At 51.7% G+C, this 20,308-nt stretch carries 16 protein-coding genes; 4 read left to right on the plus strand and 12 right to left on the minus strand.

The features are described 5' to 3' along the window. Nucleotides 1-249 precede the first annotated feature (249 nt). Entirely contained in the window at nt 250-1,824 is a 1,575-nt protein-coding gene (locus GOC95_RS03275; protein WP_275355729.1) for a peptide chain release factor 3, read from the plus strand. A 68-nt stretch (nt 1,825-1,892) separates the two neighbouring features. Here GOC95_RS03275 and GOC95_RS03280 read toward each other — a convergent pair whose 3' ends face one another. The 3 genes from GOC95_RS03280 to GOC95_RS03290 are packed head-to-tail and all read right to left on the minus strand — an operon-like array spanning nt 1,893 to nt 7,797. After that, nucleotides 1,893-4,943, minus strand: a complete 3,051-nt coding sequence (locus GOC95_RS03280) for an efflux RND transporter permease subunit (protein WP_275355731.1) — start codon at nt 4,941-4,943, stop codon at nt 1,893-1,895. After that, on the minus strand, nt 4,944-6,146 hold the full coding sequence (locus GOC95_RS03285; RefSeq protein WP_275355732.1) for an efflux RND transporter periplasmic adaptor subunit: 1,203 nt from the start codon (nt 6,144-6,146) through the stop codon (nt 4,944-4,946). Nucleotides 6,147-6,153: 7 nt separating this feature from the next. Then, entirely contained in the window at nt 6,154-7,797 is a 1,644-nt protein-coding gene (locus GOC95_RS03290) for a TolC family protein (protein WP_275355734.1), read from the minus strand. Between the two features lie 282 nt (nt 7,798-8,079). Between GOC95_RS03290 and GOC95_RS03295 the strand changes: the two genes are divergently transcribed. Next, the gene (locus GOC95_RS03295; protein ID WP_275355736.1) at nt 8,080-8,460 is read left to right on the plus strand and encodes a YchJ family metal-binding protein; all 381 of its coding nucleotides are present in this window, start codon (nt 8,080-8,082) and stop codon (nt 8,458-8,460) included. Between the two features lie 31 nt (nt 8,461-8,491). Here the strand turns inward: GOC95_RS03295 and GOC95_RS03300 are convergent, their stop codons facing one another. From GOC95_RS03300 to GOC95_RS03340, 9 genes are all read right to left on the minus strand, one after another. Further along, nucleotides 8,492-8,794: an EF-hand domain-containing protein gene (locus tag GOC95_RS03300; RefSeq protein ID WP_194748130.1), complete on the minus strand. Its 303-nt coding sequence runs from the start codon at nt 8,792-8,794 to the stop codon at nt 8,492-8,494. A 133-nt stretch (nt 8,795-8,927) separates the two neighbouring features. Continuing rightward, nucleotides 8,928-11,705, minus strand: a complete 2,778-nt coding sequence (locus tag GOC95_RS03305; protein ID WP_275355739.1) for an ATP-binding protein — start codon at nt 11,703-11,705, stop codon at nt 8,928-8,930. Between the two features lie 32 nt (nt 11,706-11,737). Beyond that, nucleotides 11,738-12,397, minus strand: coding sequence for a hypothetical protein (locus GOC95_RS03310; protein WP_194748134.1), 660 nt, complete (start codon nt 12,395-12,397; stop codon nt 11,738-11,740). Nucleotides 12,398-12,401: 4 nt separating this feature from the next. Next, complete coding sequence (locus GOC95_RS03315) at nt 12,402-13,670, minus strand: hypothetical protein (protein ID WP_275355740.1); 1,269 nt, start codon at nt 13,668-13,670, stop codon at nt 12,402-12,404. 3 nt (nt 13,671-13,673) lie between these two features. Continuing rightward, a protein-coding gene (prfB, locus tag GOC95_RS03320; protein ID WP_194748464.1) for a peptide chain release factor 2 occupies nt 13,674-14,778 on the minus strand; the annotation gives its coding sequence in 2 pieces (ribosomal slippage) (nt 13,674-14,696 and nt 14,698-14,778; 1,104 coding nt in all). Between the two features lie 298 nt (nt 14,779-15,076). Then, nucleotides 15,077-15,454 (minus strand): hypothetical protein, encoded by a 378-nt coding sequence (locus GOC95_RS03325; protein WP_275355742.1) that lies wholly within the window; start codon nt 15,452-15,454, stop codon nt 15,077-15,079. Beyond that, a complete protein-coding gene (locus GOC95_RS03330; RefSeq protein ID WP_275355744.1) occupies nt 15,455-16,282 on the minus strand; it encodes an oxidoreductase in 828 nt (275 codons plus the stop codon). Between the two features lie 46 nt (nt 16,283-16,328). Next, nucleotides 16,329-17,333, minus strand: a complete 1,005-nt coding sequence (locus GOC95_RS03335) for an NADP-dependent oxidoreductase (protein ID WP_275355746.1) — start codon at nt 17,331-17,333, stop codon at nt 16,329-16,331. A gap of 85 nt (nt 17,334-17,418) precedes the next feature. Beyond that, entirely contained in the window at nt 17,419-18,015 is a 597-nt protein-coding gene (locus tag GOC95_RS03340) for a TetR/AcrR family transcriptional regulator (protein WP_275355748.1), read from the minus strand. 516 nt (nt 18,016-18,531) lie between these two features. Here GOC95_RS03340 and GOC95_RS03345 point away from each other — a divergent pair. Together GOC95_RS03345 and GOC95_RS03350 are read left to right on the plus strand one after the other, a co-directional pair. After that, the gene (locus GOC95_RS03345) at nt 18,532-19,188 is read left to right on the plus strand and encodes a DUF47 family protein (protein WP_194748138.1); all 657 of its coding nucleotides are present in this window, start codon (nt 18,532-18,534) and stop codon (nt 19,186-19,188) included. A 9-nt stretch (nt 19,189-19,197) separates the two neighbouring features. Beyond that, nucleotides 19,198-20,199 carry an inorganic phosphate transporter gene (locus GOC95_RS03350; protein ID WP_275355750.1) on the plus strand — a complete coding sequence of 334 codons (1,002 nt, stop codon included), beginning with the start codon at nt 19,198-19,200 and terminating at the stop codon, nt 20,197-20,199. Nucleotides 20,200-20,308 lie beyond the last annotated feature (109 nt).

A 20,308-nucleotide genomic window follows, 5' to 3' on the forward strand; every position in this document is an offset into this window, starting at 1 on the left:
TCTTCCTCATGCGAAAATAATCCGGCTAAGTGTTTGATTAGCCAACCCAGATTTTATATCTGGGCGGCAGACCTACTTGAATGTCAACTTGCGCAGTTCGCGTCTTTTCTGCTTAATTTTTTTGGCAATAGAATGACTATTGCCAAAAAAATTGCACAAAAACCCATCAAACTGCACGTCGTTGCCTTTTCAAGTCCCAATATAAAATCTGGGTTAAAATAGCACTTTTTTCCAAAGCGCTATTTTTTCATGTCCAGTTTGCAGCAAGAAGTTGAACGCCGCCGTACCTTTGCCATTATTTCGCACCCGGATGCGGGTAAAACCACCCTCACCGAAAAACTGCTGTGGTTTGGTGGCGCGATTCAGGTTGCGGGTGAAGTGCGTGGTCGTAAAGCCGCCCGTCATGCCACCTCGGACTGGATGGAACTGGAAAAACAACGCGGCATTTCCGTTACCTCATCTGTGATGCAGTTTCCCTATCGTGAACATATGGTGAATTTGCTGGATACCCCCGGCCACGATGACTTCTCCGAAGATACTTACCGCACCCTGACCGCCGTGGACTCGGCCGTCATGGTCATTGACTCGGTCAACGGCGTCGAAGCGCAAACCATCAAGCTGCTCAATGTCTGCCGCATGCGCGACACGCCCATCATCACTTTTATCAACAAGCTGGACCGTGAAAGCCGCGCACCGATAGAGTTACTTGATGAAATCGAGACCACCTTGGGGATGGAATGCGCGCCCATGACCTGGCCGATCGGCATGGGCAAGACCTTCCGAGGCGTCTACAGCCTGGTGAATGACAGCATCCTGTTCTTTGATCCCCGTGCTGAAAAAGGGACTTCTGAAACAATTCAAGGCCTGGATAATCCACGTCTGGACGAGCTAATTGGCTACCAAGCGCAAGAATTGCGCGTTGATATTGAGCTGGTCCGCGGTGCTTCCAACGAATTCAACAAAGAGCGCTATCTGAGCGGCAAGCAAACGCCTGTGTTTTTTGGCTCCGCGGTGAACAACTTTGGCGTGCAATCCTTGCTGGATGCAGTAGTAGATTTATCGCCACCGCCACAGGCACGCAACACGGCGACACGCGCAGTCGCCGCCAACGAAGACAAGTTTGCCGGCTTTGTCTTCAAAATTCAGGCCAATATGGATCCCAAACACCGTGACCGCATTGCCTTCTTGCGCGTGTGCTCTGGCCGCTTTGAACGTGGTATGAAAATCAAGCAAGTCGCCACTGGCAAGATGCTCAACGTTAACAACGCCATCACCTTTATGGCGCAAGACCGCACCATCATGGATGAAGCCTATTCTGGTGACATTATTGGTATTCCCAACCACGGCACCATCAAACTTGGCGATACCTTTACCGAAAATGAGGCTCTCAAGTTCATTGGCATTCCGTCATTTGCGCCTGAATTTTTCCGGCGTGCACGGATTAAAAATCCGATGAAAATGAAGCAGTTACAAATCGGCCTCAAACAGTTATCCGAAGAAGGCGCGGCGCAATTATTCCGTCCGCTGCTGTCGAATGACCTGATTTTGGGCGCAGTGGGGATGCTGCAGTTTGACGTGGTAGCACACCGTCTGGAGCATGAATACGGCGTCGATATGGTATTTGAGCCCTATGACTGCTATACCGCGCGCTGGCTCAAAGGCTCGGATGCGGATTTGAAAGCCATTGCAGATAAATATGGCTTTAACGTTGGCCTGGATAGCGCGGATGATTATGTCTACCTGGCACCCAACCGCGTCAACCTGCAAATGGCGCAGGAACGTTACCCGGATATTCAGTTTATGGAAACGCGCGAAATCGCCTAGCGAATCGCTTTATTATTCGTATAGCCTCTTCCATCGCCCCGCCAAGCACCGCTTACGGGGCGTTTCTTTTACTCGTGCGCAGTGTTTAGACGACTTTTGACCCGTTGCTCAAGATCATCCATCAGCGTATAAATCAGCGGTACGACAATCAGGCTTAACAAGGTGGAGGTCACCAGCCCCCCTATCAGCGCATAAGCCATGGGCGTACGGAATCCAGTCCCCGCCCCGGCGCCGATGATCACTGGCAGCATGCCCGCAATCATGGCAATCGTGGTCATGATAATCGGTCGGCTACGCTGCTGGCAGGCGGCAATGATCGCCTCAACTCTGGACAAGCCTGCGGAGCGGCATTCAATGATGGCGTCGACAATAAGGATGCCATTTTTGCCGACGATGCCCATCAACATGAGGATGCCGATCACTGCAGGCAGAGAAAGCGCCTGATGGGTGAGCGCCAGCGCCAATAGCGCGCCACAGATGGATAAGGGCAAGGCCATCATGATGGTAAAGGGCTGCAAGAGCTTTCTGAACAGCAGTACCAACACCATCCATACCAGGAACAAGCCGCTCAGCATGGCCATGCTAAAGGTACTGAACATTTCACTCAGCATTTCGGAATCGCCAGTTTCACTGAGGCTGATGCCCGCAGGCAACTGCTGCAGAGTCGGTAACTGCCGCACCGTCTGCATCGCATCGCCCAAGGAAAGACCATTCAGGTCGGCAGAAATGACGATTTGCGGCATACGGTCATAGCGCGTGATGCTGGCATAGTCATGCATCAATGACAAATTGGCCACAGCATCCAGCGCGACAATCTGCTGGGTATTGGTCGTCACCGGCAGCTGACGCAAGAATGCCAGCGCAGACTGCTCAGGCAATCTCACAGCACAGCGGACCGGGACGGCCTGATTATCCAGCAACACATGTGCCAGTTGCTCTTCACTGCCGCCTTTCAAGGCGATCTGCAGCTCCTCTGCAATCGCACTGGTGGTGACGCCCAGGCGCGCTGCTTCATGCGGCTTGGGCGTCACCACCAGATTGCTTTTCATGGCCGGCACCGTGGACAACACGTTAGAAAACGCCGGCAATTTGCGCATGTCATGTTCCAGCGCCAGCGCAGTACGGTACAAACGTTGCGGGTCATGCCCGGTTAATACCAAACCAAAAGCCTTGCTGCCATTTTCGTTTAAGGCACTCAATCTCACATTGGGTACGCGGCGCAACTCATATAACGCTTGCAGCTTGAACTGATCGACACTGCTGTTGCGCTGTGACCGCGCCACCAGCTTGACTATCAGGGTCGCGCGATTGACTTGTCCTGCAACCATGGTCTCGGCGTCACGTCCACCAATCCAGGAATAGACGCTGCTGACCTCAGGCTTGCTTAGCAAGGCTTCAGTCACCTGCTCAATCGCAGCATCGGTTTGTTTTAACTGTGCTTCCGCAGGCAGCTCCACCTGCAACATGAAAAAGGCTTTATCTTCTTGCGGCATAAAGTCTGCTGGCAAGATCAATAACAGACTGGCCGAAAGCAGCAGCAACAGCCCCACCAGCAACAGGCTGATCCGTCTATGCTTGAGCGACTGTTCCAACCATCCTTGATAAAAGTGATACCAGCGGCCTTGCTGTGCCACTGGCGGAGTCGACTTTAGAAAGTAGGCGGCCATCACCGGTGTGATGAAACGTGCGACCAATAAGGAGAAAAAAGTCGCCGTTGCGACCGTGATGCCAAATTGAATGAAATACTGGCCAACCAGCCCGCCCATAAAACTGACCGGGACAAACACGGCAATAATGGCAAAACTGGTGGCAATCACGGCCAGGCCAATTTCATCCGCCGCGCGCATGGCGGCTGGATAAGGCGCTTGGCCGTTTTCCATATGGCGGATAATGTTTTCAATCTCGACAATCGCATCATCGACCAAGACCCCCGACACCAGTGACAGGGCGAGCATGCTGACCAAGTTCAAGGAAAACCCCAGCCAGTGCATGACAATAAACGTCGGGATCACAGAAAGAGGAATGGCAATAGCGGCAATCAGGGTGGCACGGGTGGAGCGCAAAAATGCGTAGACCACCAAACCGGCCAACAACACGCCTTCCAAAAAGGACATCATGGCAGAAAAGTATGTTTTTTTGGTAAAGTCGATCTGCGTCTGCACCCGCTCGGCCTGGATATGCGGCTGCGTCTGTTGCCAGCGCTGTATGGCCTGCTCAATCGCCTCTGCGACTTTTAATTCATCTGCTTTTGCCGTTCTGTAAATGGCAATGCCAATGGCCGGCTGACGATTAAGCCGCGTTAATTGCTGGGCTGGTTTGAAGGTATCAAGCAGATTGCCGAGGCTGGACAAGGTGACATAGCGATGCTCTCCCACAGCAATTTCCAGATGCGCCAGGGCATCCACAGATTGCGGATCCCCTTGCACGCGTAGCGATGTCTGTTTGCTGCCCAGGCTAAACTGCCCTGCCGGAGCCTGCGCAATATAGGCCTGTATTTGCTTATTCACCGTGGCGGCACTGACACCGAGTGCATATAGCTTCTCCGGTAACAGCTCAATGTGAATTTCACGGTCATAGCCGCCCTGGCGTTCAATTTTCTCCACGCCCTCCACCGCCATTAAAGCGCTGACCAGGCCTTTGTCTACCTGTTGCGTCAGCGAGGGCAGTGAAAGCGTGCCGGATTGAAAGGCATAGGTCATTAATGGCGTATTGTCATCCTCTGACTGCTGGATCAGGGGTTCTCCCACATCGCTGGACCATTGACGGCGTAGGCTGGCAATTTTCTCGCGCACCAGTGACAACACAGTACGGATATTGGTGCCATATCGAAACTCAATCTGCGTGACTGAGACGCCGTTTTCGATATAGGACGTGACATGCTTGATATTCGGGATATTGGCCACGGCATTTTCTACCGGGATGGTCACCTGCCGCTCAATGGTTGAGGAGGAGGCGCCCGGCAATGCAATGGATACCGAGACCACTGGAATTCTGACCGTGGGCATGCCGTTCACCGGCAAACGATGGAAACAATCCGCGCCCCAAACAAGCAGGATGAAGGTCGCCAAGGCAATCAGCAAAGGGTTGGCGATCGCCCAGGAAGAAAGCTTTAATTTCACTTAGTGTACTGCCGCAATGACGTTGACTGGTTCACCTTCGCGGATAAACCCGGCAAATTTATCAATGAGGCGCATGCCAGGGCTGACCCCGGACAGGATCTCCACTTCCCCATCCAAACGCTGCCCGATAGTAACGGCAATGCGCTTGGCATGTCCTTGCTCGACGCTGTAGACATAATACTGGTCGCCTTCTACGGCAATGGCGCTATCTGGCACACGGATGGCATTGCGTTGCGGCAGGGTGACCAGCACGGTGGCGGCTTGTCCTGGGCTCAGCGCCGGGGCTTTGGAAAAAGCAACTTTGAGATGCAACATCTGGTTTTCATCGTGCACCATGATGCCTTTTTTACGGATATGGCCAGCATAGCTTCGTTCTGCATCCTTGATTTTCACCTGCACTGGCATGCCATGCGTTAAGGACGCAGCCACTTCCGCGCTGGTTTCTATATCGACCTCGAGCGTGCCATCTTTGGCCAGTAAAAACTGGGATTGATTGGTTTGACTGAGCAATTGGCCAACGACCGCATTTCTTTGAATCACCAGCCCTGATACCGGGGCGACCAACTCTGCCTGTTTGATTTTGAGATCCGCTTCATCCACCTGCGCATTGGCTGACAACAGATCGGATAAGGCCATCCTTAAACGGTTGCGGGCCGTGTTAAGCTTGCTCTCTGCGGCCTGTTCGGTCTGGATACGTTGCTCCAGTAATTCTTTTGAAATCAGCCCATCCTCTGCGACTTTTTCACCGCGGACGCGTTCAGTCCGCGCCTGGTCCAGGGTTTTCTTGGCATCATCGAGCGCCGCTTCCGCTTCACTAAACGCCACAATCGCCCGCTGCTTGCTGGCAAGCGATTGTACCCGTTGCACTTTGGCCAATTGGGTATCCACCACCGCCAGTTGCTGACCGGTCTTGACGTGATCGCCCTCGTCAACTAACACTTTGGTAATCCGGCCTTGCATCATGTCCGCGTACACCGGCACCTGCTCCTGGGCAACCACTTTACCAAACAACTCCAATGTCGAATTGAGCGGTTTGTTTTCCACGGTGATGACTGTCACCGTCAGTCCTGCATTGCTGGGTCTGGCAGATTCTGAGTGCGTGCTAAAGTGCCAGACCATCAAGATCGAGGTCAGCACCACAATGGCTAAGGCCATGCGTGTGCGCAAAAACAGGGGCAATTGATCGATGAGCCGATTGTTCATTCGTACCTTATTGTGTATTTTCCGTAGCCTGTTGATCAGGATTCAGACTGACAGCCCCGGAGAGCGCTTTATTTGCAAAAGCATACCCCCTCATCCAGGCCTGTTTGGCGTCTATATATTGTAATAAGGTCTGCTGGTTTCGCATATCCTGCTTGAATACATCCATCTTGCTCAGATAGCCGACATCCACCGCACGTTGTAACTTGGCAGATTGTATCTGCCACCGGCTCAAGGCTTGCTCTTCCGCCAGTAGCTGTGCTCGGCTTTCATTAAAATTCACCAGCGCATTTTCAGTTTCTTCAATCGCCAGTAATACAGCCTCCTTGTAAGCCAGCAATGCCTCCCGCAGTTGCGACTCACGCTGATTTACCACTTCCCGTCTTAATCCCCAATCCAGCAGGGGGATATTGATAGAAGGGGCAATATAGGTCAATGATCCAGTGTGCCTCAAGCTTTCACCGGTCACCCGCCCGGCAATCATCAGAGCGCCCTCAATAGATAATTTTGGATACAGGTCAGATTTGGCGATGCCCAACGCCCCGGTTGCTTTCAATACCTGTGACTCTGCCACCTTGATATCTGGACGCTGGCGGATAATTTCTGCAGGGACGCGCATTGGTAACGAGATGGATTGCACATCCTCGGCAAGCTTGCCAGCCGGACGTGACTGTAACTCTGTCAACCAAGCCTCAGTTGGTTCGGCCTGGCCACAGAGCACAGCCAGTCTTTGCAAGGCCATTTCCTGGTTAAGGCGGTTTTGCCTGCGCATGCGCTGGGCACCCTGAACTTCCGTCATAAACGACTCAGCAGTTTCTGGAGAAGTAAACCCACCGCTCACGCCTTTATTCGACAGTGTCCGCAAGTTGGCATATCCCGCTTCGGCAAGTGCCAACTGCTTTTCACGCTGGACAGCTGCATCCAGCTCAGCGTAAACGCGGACCAATTCAGCCGCTAATGACAATTGCCTGCTGGAGACGTCTGCCTCTGCAATTTGTAAATCAGCCTGCGTAATTTGCCGCTGACCGGCGCCCTGGCCAAAGATAGGCAGCTCCCAAATCAGGTCAAAGCCAGCCAGAAATGCCCCGGAAGCGGCATGGCGCGATTGACCGGAGGAGCTATTCCCCACTGCAAGCATACGCGAAAGGCTATTCGGACCGGCATATAAACTGAGCTGCGGTTTTTCGGTCGCCAGCTCATGTGCCTGCAAAGAACGGGCATAGCTGATCCGCTCACTGGCTTGCTGTAGCGTTAGATTTTGCTTGAGGGCGGTTTGCATGAGCTGGTTTAGCAGTGGATCCTTGAATGCAAGCCACCACGCTGTTTCGGCCGCTGACAGTTGCGTGGCCGATGTGGTGTACGCCTGACGCCACTGAGCCGGTGCTGGCGTATCCAGCGCAGGCATCTCGGTATGAAGGCACGCGCTCAAGCTGACTGCCACCAGCACACTCACCGTCGTTGTGCGCATGCCTGAGACTAGCGTTGCGACTCTAGCCGCCCTGGCCATCTGCCAGCGTGCCAGAAGTCGCACCAGTCGATCTGACTGACGGATCAAACGCACGCCGTGCATCAGCGCATCCAGCCCCATTACACAACAACCCTCAAGGATAACCAGATAGAGCCAAGCCGCGTATACCTCACGTGCTTCATCCAATCAATCCGTTTTTTGTGCATAAATAACCAAAGGGATGTTCAAGGATGCTTAAGAACAGGGGCAACCAGCGGGGATAGATTGAAAGCGTGTCCATGCAGAGGATTGCAGCGACATAAACATGGTCGGCGGTTTGCGGGGAGAAAATTAAAAATATGCATAGGACACCTGAGTGGGCGATAGTTTAGAATCTTCTCTCAAACGAGTAAACAGATTTAAACATTTTAAAACAGCATTCAGTGCTGATCACGGCTGAATGTATTTTACTTACCAGGATACCCAAATTTGAAACATGCCTGCCCTTGTTACAGCGGAAATGCTTATGCAGCCTGCTGCCAGCCTTTACACCAAGGCTTACCCGCCCCCGATGCCGAGCGCCTGATGCGCTCTCGCTACAGCGCTTATGCCCTCAGATTGCCTGACTATATTTTACAAACCTGGCACACTGAGACACGGCCGAATAGCCTGACACAAGCAGATTTGCAGGGAATTAAATGGTTAAAACTCGAGGTGCTTGCACATCACCAACAGGATGCCACCCATGCTGAAGTCACTTTTGTGGCGACTTATCAAAGTGGTCAGCAAAAGAAGACGACCATGACTGAACACAGCCGTTTTGAATATCTAGACGGGCGCTGGCTGTATTGCGGCCAAGTAGAGGCTTAAAAACGGCTGCTATGCGCCTGATACAAACAGATTAGTGCGCAGGACCGTAATCACTGACCAATCGGGCAAACAGAGGACTGACCGGTGCCTGCCTGGACTGCAGTTGCGTCTGACTCAACCAGTCGATAATCGCCAGATTGAGTTCATAAGGGGAAATGCGGTCGTCCCCATCCTGGTCCAGCCTGTGGAGCAGACTGCGCACCTCTGCTTGGCTGAGGTCTTTCAACGCGCGCTGCAAGGCACGCTGATCCAAAAAGCCACAGTGTTCCAAATCGATGCGCGAAAAGATGTTTTGTGTGATTTGCGCACTCACAGTACAAAGAATACTCGCCATGTCGCCACCTCCTGCTTGATGTCATCATCACCAGGCGATTGTAAGCGCGGCATAACGGCAACGGTGTATCGTAATGTAGCGGTTTGTATCGAATGGCGATTGTCCGGCCCGGGCATGACCGGACAATCGGAGACTAATGCTCGCGCACCAGCACGCCAACCCGCGGCGCCCAGCCGGCATTCGCCTGCTTCTTGGCGGTGACCAGCGTCAACATCGAAGGGTCATACACATCGACGTTATGGGTCACCGGCGTCGTGAGCAGGTATTGTGCCTTGGTCGCCTGCAGGAACCTGGCCACGCGCTTGATGTTGAAAATATCCAGGTGTGCAAAAGGCTCGTCAATAAAGACAAACCCACCTGGCCGGGTTTCTTCCATCATCAGCGCCACCAGCAAAATCAGTGACTTCATGACCTGCTGGCCGCCAGAAGCATCCCCATCATTCATGCCAGACAAGCCTTTGTCGTCAAAACCAAACCGCACTTCGAGCCCAGCTTGTGACAAGGTCAGATCATCTGCCTCCAGCGCGACCGGCGCACAATCGACGTCGACATCGGCCATTTTGGCCAGCTCTTTAAGGTTTTTGCTGTACTTGCTCACCGAGTAACGCAAGCGGCCAATATAGGCTTCACGGGCATGTTCGGTTTGCGTTTGTGCAGCCCGGTTGTCACGTTCGCGGCTTTCAACATCCTCTTTTTGCGTCAGGTAATCCGCCTGCATTTTGTCGCGCATGGCGATTACATAAGGGTCGGTCTCCCAACTTTGCGTTTCCAGTCGCTTGGCTATCTGTTCAATTTGAATATCCACCAAGCGTGGGCTCTCCCACTTTTCGAGCAGCTGCTTGTTGGCCGCAGTTTCCTGCCAGTCTGCGGGCAATTTCTGCTGGTCGTGACGAATACGCTCCAGCCGACGCTCTTGCTCAGCCCAGCCTTCGCGGTTTTCTTTATCGACAATGTCTTTTTGCAACTGGGCAATCTTGTTGCGTATGCTTTCCTGAGCACGGATAGACTCGCGGATACGTTCCTCCAGCTGTGTATTCAGTTGCGACACTTCATACAACTTCTCGCCGACCGCCTGCCGTTGTGCCTTGACGTCCGCATACTGCCGCTCAACGCTGGCAAACTGCTCGGCACGTGCCGCCAGTTGTGCGGCTGCATCGACCCCGGCCAGCGCATTTTTGAGGGTTTGAATCTGCTGTCGCAACGGATGCAGTTCATCCTGCAAGACATTGATCTCGGTTTCGATCTGTTGCAGGTTCTGGCGCAAACTGTCCAGCCTGGCTTTACCAAACCTGGGTTCATTCGGGGCCGCATGCCGGCCACCACGACGCTCGCGCAAGTATCCCTGACGTGTCACCCAGTCCTCACCGCGTGGCAAGGCAACGCCGGCGGCAGTATCTTCCACCCGTTGCGTACGTTCCAGCATCGTCAGCATCCAGGGCGCCACCGGTTGTTTGAGTTTTATCACTTCCAGCAAAGAGCCTTTGGGTGGCAAACCGGCCAACTGTCTCTCCGGCACAATCAGGTGACGATACTTCAGACTTTCACCCAGGGCAAAGGCCGTCTCGGCCTGTTTTTCACTGTGCAGCATGATGACATGCGCAAACGGTGCCAATACCGCCTCAACGGCTGTTTGCCAACCGGCATCCGTCACTTCCAGAATGTCGGCCAGTGTGTCATGCGCAATATTAGCCTTACTCAGCGCCTGCCTGAACTCCGTCACTTCGTGTGGATCTGCCCGGCGCCCGCTGCTCAGGTTTTCCAGGGTATGTTGCCATTGCTGCTGCTGTTGCTGTTTGGCCCACAACCGGTTTTGCAAGGCACTACGCTGCTGCTCAAGCTGCCCCAGCTCGGTCGTTGCTTGCACCACGTCGGCACTCAATGCCGCTTGTGCTTCAAGCTGCTTCTTCTGCTCGAGGACCGCTTCCAGCTTGCCCTCTTCCTTGTTGAGCTGGTTAACCTGCTGGCTCAAGTCGGCTTCATGCAGACGCGTGGCTTGCTGCTGGCTCTGCAAATGCTCGGCCTGGGTTTTGTGATAGTCCAGTTCACTGGTCTTGGCCGACAGGTCTGCCTGCAGACCTTCACGCTCTTTACGGTTGGCATCCAGACTGCGGGCTGCACGCTCCGCTTCTTCCTGCAACTGGTAAAACTCCAGCCGGGGTCTCACCTCTTCCACCAGCAAGGCCTGCTCCTGGGTCAGCTGCTGCCATTCCAGATAGCGGTTCACACGCTGCTCCTGGGTTTGCAGGCTGTGTTCCAGCGCCTTCAGGTTATTTTGTGTGTATTGCAATTCCTGTTCGGTGGCCCGCTGATGCTGCCTGGCCTCCTGATAGCGGGTCAGAATCTCTTTGTCACCAAACACATCAAACACCAAATCGAGCAACTCGCGTGGCTTGTATTCGCATAACTTGTCGGTCTGGCCTTGCTCGAGTGACAGCACACGGGCAATGGCGGGCGACAATCCGGCCTCATGCAGCAGACGCTGATAATCGCGCACCCCAAATTCCTGGCCCTGTTGCGCCATGTCCTTGAGTGCCACTTCACCATCGGCCACCCAGTAATGCCGTACCCAGTCACCGCCTTTTTTCTCGATATGGCAAGCCAGTGTGATTTTGTCCTGCATGAACGGAATGCCGAATGGGCGCTTGCTGCTCCCGACAGGGCGACTGTTGTCTACCACGCCCAGCAACCAGCAAAAATCTTCGCCGTTGCGACGCACATAGCGCTTGTAATCCCGTTTCCCTGAACCAGAGCCTGAGCATTCCAGCGCAAGCAGGGTACGCATGGCATCCAGCAGCGTGGTTTTGCCCGAGCCATTGGGCCCGACAATGGTAATAATGGAAGCATCCAGCGGCACCACAAAACGTTGCCAGTAATCCCAATGTACGACTTCCAGTCGATTTAGCCTGAACATCTTATTGATCGTCTTTCTGTGTGTTCATTGATTTAAGAAGTTGCCTGACCCGCGCCAGCGCTCTGCGCTTGCTCGCGGATCAGATCACCCAGGGCGCCCTGGATGATGCGCGGGGCCATTTCGGCATAGTCAAACACCAGGTCGAGTAAAGGACCTTCGTAAATAATCTTGTTACGGCGTTCTATGAGTCCCAGGCGCGACAACTGTGGCAAGGCAAAATTACTGATACGGCCTTTGCCACCCAGCAATTTGCCAAAATCCTCAAGCAACACGTTTTCGGGGATGCCGCGTGACAACTCCTCTGACGGCTCGGCTTTAACCAGCGTGCCAAACAACTCGCCTTGTGACTCCAGTGCGGCTTCCCGCCCCAACTGACGTTCGCGCTTGGGCAGGATAATCAAGGCCCACAGCACCACGGTCAAGGCCAATGTATCTTTGGGCAACCCAATATTGTTACTCAGCCATTGCTGACCATCATCCATCACGGCACGCTCTGCGTCCTGGTGCAGCCCCACCGCCACGTGGCTGGCATAAGGGTTGTCCAGCAAGCGCAAACCGCAGGCCTTGAGGTTGTTTTCGAGCGAGACCCGAAAGTCCAGATCGAACAGCACGCGCCTGATGACTTCATCAGAACGCGGTAAATAACGATGAGCAATCAGTCTGGCGGCCAGTTGTTCGCTTGTTTGTTGCATGCGGTTAACCCTCCTTGGCTGGCGTATGTTTAATTAATTGACCGGCGGTCATGGCGGCCACCTCGTTTCGATGTACGGCTTGCAGTGGCGCATCCAGTGCGTGCGTTAGGCGGAACGGTTGTTCTGCCAGCGCATTCAAGTCGGCATCCTCATGTTTTTCACCTAAAAAGGTCAGCAGAGAGTACCGGTAAGACGCCTGGGCAAAGCCACCACCAACGACCACATCTGGCAATGCGCTATCGTCGTCGAGTTGTGCCAGCACACGCGTGAGGTCGGTGAGTTGTGGCGGGTAAGAAAAGGCTTCGGTTTGCGCAGGGGTGACTTCCACATCCGGGGGCATGACAGAGACTTTAGGCACTGCCACTTCACGTTCGAGCACGTCATCGGCAATATCCAGCATCACGTCGGGCAGCACAAACAGCGGTTCTGGTGTCACTGCCATCCGCGCGCCCATTTGCGCCAGCGACTCAACGCTGCGTTGCTGCAACCAGGCGGATAACTCGGTGGAGCTCAGGCCGCCTTGCGACAGCATGACCCGCTGCCTGGCCACTTTGGCCAGTTCACGCTGAAAGACCGAGGCCATATTGAGTAAACGCGACTGCTGGCTGGCAATTTTATGCACAATTTGCCAACCGGCATCATCCATGCCGTTTTCTGAAATGGTATTGATCAGTGCCGTGGCTTTTTCAATCCAGGGTTGCGCCTTGCTCAATCTGGCCTGCGCCGACTTCAGCCTGAACTCGGAACCTGAGGCAATCGCTTCCTGGAAGAAATGTTCGTATTCGGTGAGTTTGGCCAGTACGTGACTCAGATGCTCGGCACTCAGTTCACCGACGGCACTGCCGCCCGCCGCCTGCGACATCAGGTAGCCCAACTCGTCATCAGCTTCGCCAAACCGCAACAAGCCACTGATGGCAGACAACACCATGCGGCCCGCGGCAGAAATCTGGTAAACACGGCGGTCTGCGTCCCATTGCAGCAAGTCGTGGCTGCGCAAGCGGTGCAACACGGTTTCCAGCTTGGTAGCATCAATAAAAGAAAGATGATTTTGCAACTGGGCTGGCGTCCACTCGGGCAACTCTGCCCGCGCTGCAATTTCACGCATCACGGCGAGGCGAATCATCACTTCATCACGGCCGCCGCGGAACAGCCCGATCAGCACATCGATGATGTGTGAGGACTGCAACAGGGGAAACAATGCATCAATATCCTGAACATAGACTCCCGGTTTGAGGAACTCCTCAAACGCGTTTACATCACTGACTTCTGACATCTATTACAGGCCCTGCTTCAAGCTTTCCATGATAAACGGATCGAGATCGCCATCGAGCACGCCTTGCGTATTGCCGATTTCAACATTGGTACGCAAGTCTTTGATCCGGCCTTGATCCAGCACATAGCTACGGATCTGGTGACCCCAACCAATATCGGTTTTGGCATCTTCCAGCGCCTGCTTTTCTTCATTACGCTTGCTGAGTTCCAGGTTATACAAGGCGCCTTTCAGCATATTCATCGCTTCTTCTTTGTTTCTATGCTGTGAACGGTCATTCTGGCATTGCACGACCACCCCCGTTGGCAAGTGGGTAATCCGCACAGCAGAATCGGTTTTGTTAATATGCTGACCACCGGCACCACTGGCGCGGTAAGTATCAATGCGCAAATCTGCAGGATTGATTTCAATTTCAATCGAATCGTCCACTTCCGGAAAGATTTGCACGCTGGCAAAGCTGGTATGACGCTTGGAGTTGGCATCGAAGGGCGACTTACGGACCAGGCGATGCACCCCGCTTTCGGTGCGCAAGGTGCCAAACGCATAATCCCCAGTCACTTTAATCGAGGCGCCTTTAATCCCGGCAATGTCGCCTTCTGATTCCTCAAGCACCTCGACTTTGAAACCTTTGCGTTCTACGTAACGCAAATACATGCGCAGTAACATGCCGGCCCAGTCTTGTGCTTCAGTGCCACCGCTGCCAGACTGAAACTCAATAAAGCAATTGTTGGCGTCCATCGGCTGCGAGAACATGCGCTTGAACTCCATCTCGGCAACGATTTTTTCTATCTTCTGGGCATCAGCCTCCACACTCAGCAATGTGTCGTCATCCCCTTCTTCACGCGCCATGTCAAACAATTCACGGCTATCGGACAATGACTGAGACACATCATCCAGCGTCATGACCACGCTTTCAAGCATGCGTTTTTCCTTGCCCAGATTTTGTGCTTTTTCGGCGTTATCCCAGACTTTAGGATCCTCGAGCAGGCCGTTAACTTCGGCTAAGCGTTGCTGCTTGTTCTCGTAGTCAAAGATACCCCCGAAGCGCTTCGTGGCGTTGGGTCAGGTCGCTCAGTGCATTGGCAATACTATTAAGGTGTTCGGCTTCCATTTTCTGTGCGTATAAAAATGTAAAAACCAGCATTATACCGCAGCAATGTCCTTGGTTCAGGCGTAACTTTCGCTGCTTTGGCTTGACTTAATAGCTGAAAGTTACATTGCAATCGATTCAATTACTTATTAAAAGTCTTGCTGCATAAGCTGCAAGCGTTCAACCTCCTATGCTGCAAGTATCGGACGTGATTAACACGAATACTGCAAGTTATGAAAAGAGAAATAAAAAAAGCCCGGATTAACCGTGCTTTGAATTAAAGAGACTGTTTTAGTTTAGGCTTAGAGTATCTCACCGACTAAATGATTAGCATAAACAAGATGCTTAGTAATACCTCTATCAACACAGCAGCTAAAATGCCTTTGCCTGCTCTGCCTTTAAGTAATTCATAACAACCTAACACAGCAAGTATCAGGCAGGTGCTGACCAAGCCGTAGATCAGAGCTGTGCGGATGGTCGATTGCTCTGCGTGTCTAGCCGCAAAAAACATGATACTTACCCCCGCATAGAGGACAGAAAGACGCCTACCGATCAGTCTGGTCTCAGCATAGTCCTTTATGTTCCATGCCGCCAAAAAATGGTCAGGGGCAAATAGCCAGACTATGGCAATCAATAAGAAAATGCCTGCGGTCACAACCGCTAGGAGATTAAAAGATAAATGCATCATCTCTTGCATTTAACCGGCAATTTTATCAAGCATATCCAAATTCATTTCCTGGCGTATGCCTTTATCCATCATCACAGCTGGCGCAAACTTCCTTAAAAAGTTTAATCGACAAGCGAGTTTCCCGGCTGGATAACGAATTTTAGGATTTTTAGCATTTGCAGCTTTGAGTACCACTTTAGCAACTACCATTGGATCATCCCCGCCTTCGATCGCGGTTTTCATTAACTTAGCCAATGCTTTTCTCGCGACCGCATATTCCTCGATTTTTCTGTCTAACGCTGGTGCATTGGCTTCAAAGTTGGTCTTGGTATAGGCAGGTTCAATAAGAGACACACGTATCCCTCTGGTGCGTAGCTCATGATCTAAAGATTCAGAGTAGCCTTCTATGGCGTGCTTGGTGGCTGAGTAAGTTGCCATAAAGGGTGCGGGTAATAAGCCAAGCATAGAGCTGATGTTAATAATTCGCCCTTGTTTTTGTTTGCGCATGTAGGGCAACACGGCTTGAATGACGCGTACTACACCAAAGAAATTGGTATCAAAGACTTGCTGCATTTGGGCAATCGAGCTTTCTTCTGCACCACCTGCTTCAACACCAAAACCCGCATTATTCACAACAACATCAATACGACCTTCTGCCTCAACCACCTCTTTCACGGCAGACTGTATAGATGCTTCGCTATTGACATCCAGTGCGACCATCTTGTAACTGCGTTGCTCAGATGAGCTGCCTTTCCGACTTGTACCGTATACGATATAGCCTGACCGAGATAACAACTCTGCTATGGCTTGCCCGATCCCTGATGAAGCCCCTGTAACAAGTGCAACTTTATTGTTCATGTGACATTTCCTTTGTAGTAAGTTAAAAAGTGATTTGAGCCTGCTTTTAAATTAAACGAATAACCACTTTACCCTTTGCACGCCCCGCTTCAAGGTAAGCGAGCGCCTCCAATGTTTGGTCAAATGAAAACACTTTATCGATGACTGGTTTGATATGTCCGCTATCGATCAGCTGGGCAATTTCAACAAGCTGCTGGCCATCCGGGTGTACGAACATAAACGCATATTCGATATGCCGCCTTTTGGCGAGTTTGATGATTTTTCTACTGATTATGCCGAAGACCCATTGCATGATAATATTCATGCCTCTTTTGCGAGCAAATGCGGCATCAGGAGGTCCGACTAATGAAATCACCTTTGTATTGGGTTTCAGGATTTGAAGCGCTTTTTCAACCCCATCGCCCCTGACTGTCCCCAACACAAAATCATAGTCATTCAACAGGTTTTCAAAAGCCTGGGTTTTGTAATCAATCACCTCATCTGCACCCAGCTGTTTAACCAGCGCGATATTTTGGCTGCTGGTGGTGGTTGCCACTGTCGCGCCCAAGTATTTTGCGAGTTGAATCGCGAATGTGCCTATCCCGCCAGAACCCGCCGGAACAAACACTTTTTGTCCATGCTTGATAGCCGATCCATGATCTTGGAATGCTTGCCAAGCGGTGAGCCCCACCATCGGTATAGAAGCAGCCTCTACAAAATCTAATTTCTGGGGCTTTTGGGCAGCTGCGCTTTCAGGAACGACAGCATATTCAGCAAGAGATCCTTTTCCTGTATCAAAAATACTGGCATAAACTGCGTCACCTGGTTTAAATCTTGTCACCTTATCTCCAACCTCTAGTACAGTGCCGGCGAGGTCGCTTCCCATGATTGCAGGAAGTTCAAACTTCAATATTGGCTTGAATGTTCCTTTGGGGATCATCGTATCAATCGGATTTAGGCCGACTGCATGAACCTTAACAAGTACTTCGTCAGATTTGATTGTGGGACGAGCGACGGCTGCAACTCGCATCTGATTTGACTTGCCATAACGTTCCAGGATGAATGCTTTCATTGGTTGTCCTTAAATAATCGCTAAATGTTAAAATATGATGATCATCATATTTTTTATTAAAAAAATGAAAGTTGCTACTTAAAGACTAATTTTCTTTCGGGGCAAAATGTTTTAAAGCAGCTTGTCTTAAAGCAACAGACAGTTCTTCATCATCTACAGCGCGAGCTAGCATCAGTGTGCCCACCATCGTGGAAACGATAAACATGGCATCTTGGCGCGCATTGGCCGAGCTCTGCGCAGATAACTCCGCTTCAACCAGGCCAATCATTTCTTTGATTTTATGCGTTGACGCGGCTCTGACTTCTGGAGCTTGCCTGTGCATTTCAGAACCAAGTGCTGCAAATGAGCATCCCGTTTCAATGTTCGCCGTATGCTCTTCAGACAAATAAACATTCATGAGCGTCCACAATCGTTGCTCTTTAGGTACATGAGCGAACAGTTGCTCAGTCACTGCTATCGTTTCAGCGCCTGCAAGGCTAGCTGCTTCAGCCAGCATTTCATCTCTAGATGCAAAGTGAGCATAGAATCCGCCGTGAGTAAGCCCCGCCTCCTTCATAATATCCGCGACACCTGTACCACTATAACCACTTCGACGAATAGCCCTTGCAGCAGTCTCTACGATTCGTGCGTGCGTGATTTCTTTTCGATTGGGAGTGCCTTTTGCATCGGGTTTATTTTTCATGACGACCATAATATATGATAGTCATCATATATTCAAGTATGGGCTGATGAATACGCTATTCTGCTCGAAGACCGTCATTATCTTTAGTCCCACATATTCATTTCTAAGTAATTTAGAAAAGGAAATGCAAACTCTAGCTAGACTGCACAAAGAAAATGAGGAATGTCTTTGAATTGAATGTAGCAGCATTACTTGAAGCTATGAGGTGCTAAAAGAATACGTTCATATCCCTCTAAGACTCAATGCAGATTGAAATTACAGAACCCTCTTTGAACCATTCAGGCAGTTTTAAGAATACCTGTAGAAAAACTACAATTTCCGATAATGAGGTATTAAATACATTGCAGAACTTGCAGCTTTTATAGGCAAAACTTGCATTTATTATTAAAGAACTTGCAAACCATGATGTATCCCACAGCTGCCCACACTCAGACGGCCCCATATTTTTGTCACAATTGTTGTCACAAAATAGTAAAATTACTGTCACAAAACTTTTGAACGTATAGGGAGTCCTCAATGGCGAATGCCACTTTCGGCCGCATCATGGCCGCGATCAGCCCCAGAAACGATAACTATTTTGTCCTGTTTAACCGTTTGGCTGATTGTGCAGTCCGTGGCTCCAAAGTCCTTGCGCTGATGGCGGCCGTTGTTGATCAGGCAGGCTTTGAAACGCATTTTGCCGAAATCCGCAAAATCGAATCTGAGGCAGATGAATACACCAAGGAAATTCTGCTTTCACTGCATAAAACCTTTATTACCCCGTTTGACCGCCGCGAAATCCGTGAACTGGCGATGGCGCTGGATGACATCATTGACTTTATGGAAGCGATTCCGCAAAGCGCCGAGATTTATGGTCACAGCAAGTTCACCCCCGAAATGGTCGCCCTGGCACAGATCTTATTAAGGGCAGCAGAAAAGGTAAGGGATGCGGTGCATATGCTGTCAGACATGAAAAATGCCGAACGCATTCTGCGCACCTGTGAAGAGATCAGCCAGATCGAAGGTGAAGCCGATCACATCATGCGCTCAGGCATGCACAGGCTGTTTGCCGAAGACAGTGACGCACGCAGTCTGATCCGCTCACAAAAACTGTACGACCTGTTTGAAGAAGCGGTCGACAGCTGTGAAGACGTCGCTGACGTGATTCACGGTGTCGTGCTAGAACGCATCTAGGACACGACCATGGATCATGTGATTGTGGTCATGGCAGTGCTGGTCATCGTGGCGCTGATCTTTGACTTTATGAACGGTTTTCACGATGCCGCCAATTCGATTGCGCTCATGGTGTCTACCCGTTTACTGACGCCACAGGCGGCCGTGATCTGGGCCGCGTTTTTTAACTTTGTAGCCTTTCTGTTTTTTGGGCTGCATGTGGCCGACACGGTTGGCAAAGGCATCATAGACCCTAACATCGTCAACAATACCGTAGTGTTTGGTGCCTTGTTCGGGGCGATTGCCTGGAATGTCATTACCTGGTGGTTCGGCATCCCCTCCTCGTCCTCCCACGCGTTGATCGGCGGCCTGATTGGCGCAGGCATGGCCCACTCCGGCACCCAAGGCGTCATTTTCGGCAGTAAGCTCATCAGCACCGGCATTGCCATTATCTTGTCGCCGTTATTTGGCATGTTGCTGGCGCTGTTGCTCTCTATCGGCATCATGTGGGCGTTCCAGAAATCCTCGCCCTATAAAATCGAAAGCCGCTTTAACAAGCTGCAATTTATCTCGTCTTCTTTATTCAGCCTTGGCCATGGCGCCAACGATGCGCAAAAAACCATGGGCATCATTACCGTGCTGCTGTTTGCCAATGGCTATCTGCAAGGTGACTTTCATGTGCCCTTCTGGGTGGTGATTGCCTGTCAGCTGGCCATGGGGCTGGGCACGCTGTTTGGTGGCTGGCGCATAGTGCGCACCATGGGCATGGGCATTACCAAAATCCGCCCCACTGGCGGCTTCGCAGCGCAGACCTCCGGCTCGATTGCGCTGTTCCTGGCCACCAGCCTGGGCATCCCGGTGTCGACCACGCACACCATTACCGGCGCCATTGTCGGCGTCGGCCTCTCGCGTCGCATGACCGCGGTGCGCTGGGGCCTGGCGTCACGCATTGTCTGGGCATGGGTGCTGACGATTCCTTGTGCCGCCATCATGGCAGCCATTGCCTACCATATTGGCGAAAGTATGCTGTAAGCCGGACGTAAGCTAAAAAGGACCTGCCCAAGGTCTTTTTTAGCTTTTGTCACATTTCTGTCATATTAAGTTTTTATGATTCCGTCATCACAAACAAACCACACTCAAA

The sequence above is a fragment of the Methylophilus sp. YYY-1 genome (assembly GCF_029132825.1).
Classification (GTDB): Bacteria; Pseudomonadota; Gammaproteobacteria; order Burkholderiales; family Methylophilaceae; genus Methylophilus; species Methylophilus glucosoxydans.

Coding starts and splice junctions, on each gene's coding strand:
- GOC95_RS03300 (WP_194748130.1), bottom strand. CDS start 8,794: ATGGCGAGTATTCTTTGTACTGTGAGTGCGCAAATCACACAAAACATC.
- GOC95_RS03350 (WP_275355750.1), top strand. CDS start 19,198: ATGGATCATGTGATTGTGGTCATGGCAGTGCTGGTCATCGTGGCGCTG.
- GOC95_RS03335 (WP_275355746.1), bottom strand. CDS start 17,333: ATGAAAGCATTCATCCTGGAACGTTATGGCAAGTCAAATCAGATGCGA.
- GOC95_RS03285 (WP_275355732.1), bottom strand. CDS start 6,146: ATGAACAATCGGCTCATCGATCAATTGCCCCTGTTTTTGCGCACACGC.
- GOC95_RS03275 (WP_275355729.1), top strand. CDS start 250: ATGTCCAGTTTGCAGCAAGAAGTTGAACGCCGCCGTACCTTTGCCATT.
- GOC95_RS03325 (WP_275355742.1), bottom strand. CDS start 15,454: ATGCAAGAGATGATGCATTTATCTTTTAATCTCCTAGCGGTTGTGACC.
- GOC95_RS03340 (WP_275355748.1), bottom strand. CDS start 18,015: ATGAAAAATAAACCCGATGCAAAAGGCACTCCCAATCGAAAAGAAATC.
- GOC95_RS03305 (WP_275355739.1), bottom strand. CDS start 11,705: ATGTTCAGGCTAAATCGACTGGAAGTCGTACATTGGGATTACTGGCAA.
- GOC95_RS03315 (WP_275355740.1), bottom strand. CDS start 13,670: ATGTCAGAAGTCAGTGATGTAAACGCGTTTGAGGAGTTCCTCAAACCG.
- GOC95_RS03345 (WP_194748138.1), top strand. CDS start 18,532: ATGGCGAATGCCACTTTCGGCCGCATCATGGCCGCGATCAGCCCCAGA.
- GOC95_RS03310 (WP_194748134.1), bottom strand. CDS start 12,397: ATGCAACAAACAAGCGAACAACTGGCCGCCAGACTGATTGCTCATCGT.
- GOC95_RS03330 (WP_275355744.1), bottom strand. CDS start 16,282: ATGAACAATAAAGTTGCACTTGTTACAGGGGCTTCATCAGGGATCGGG.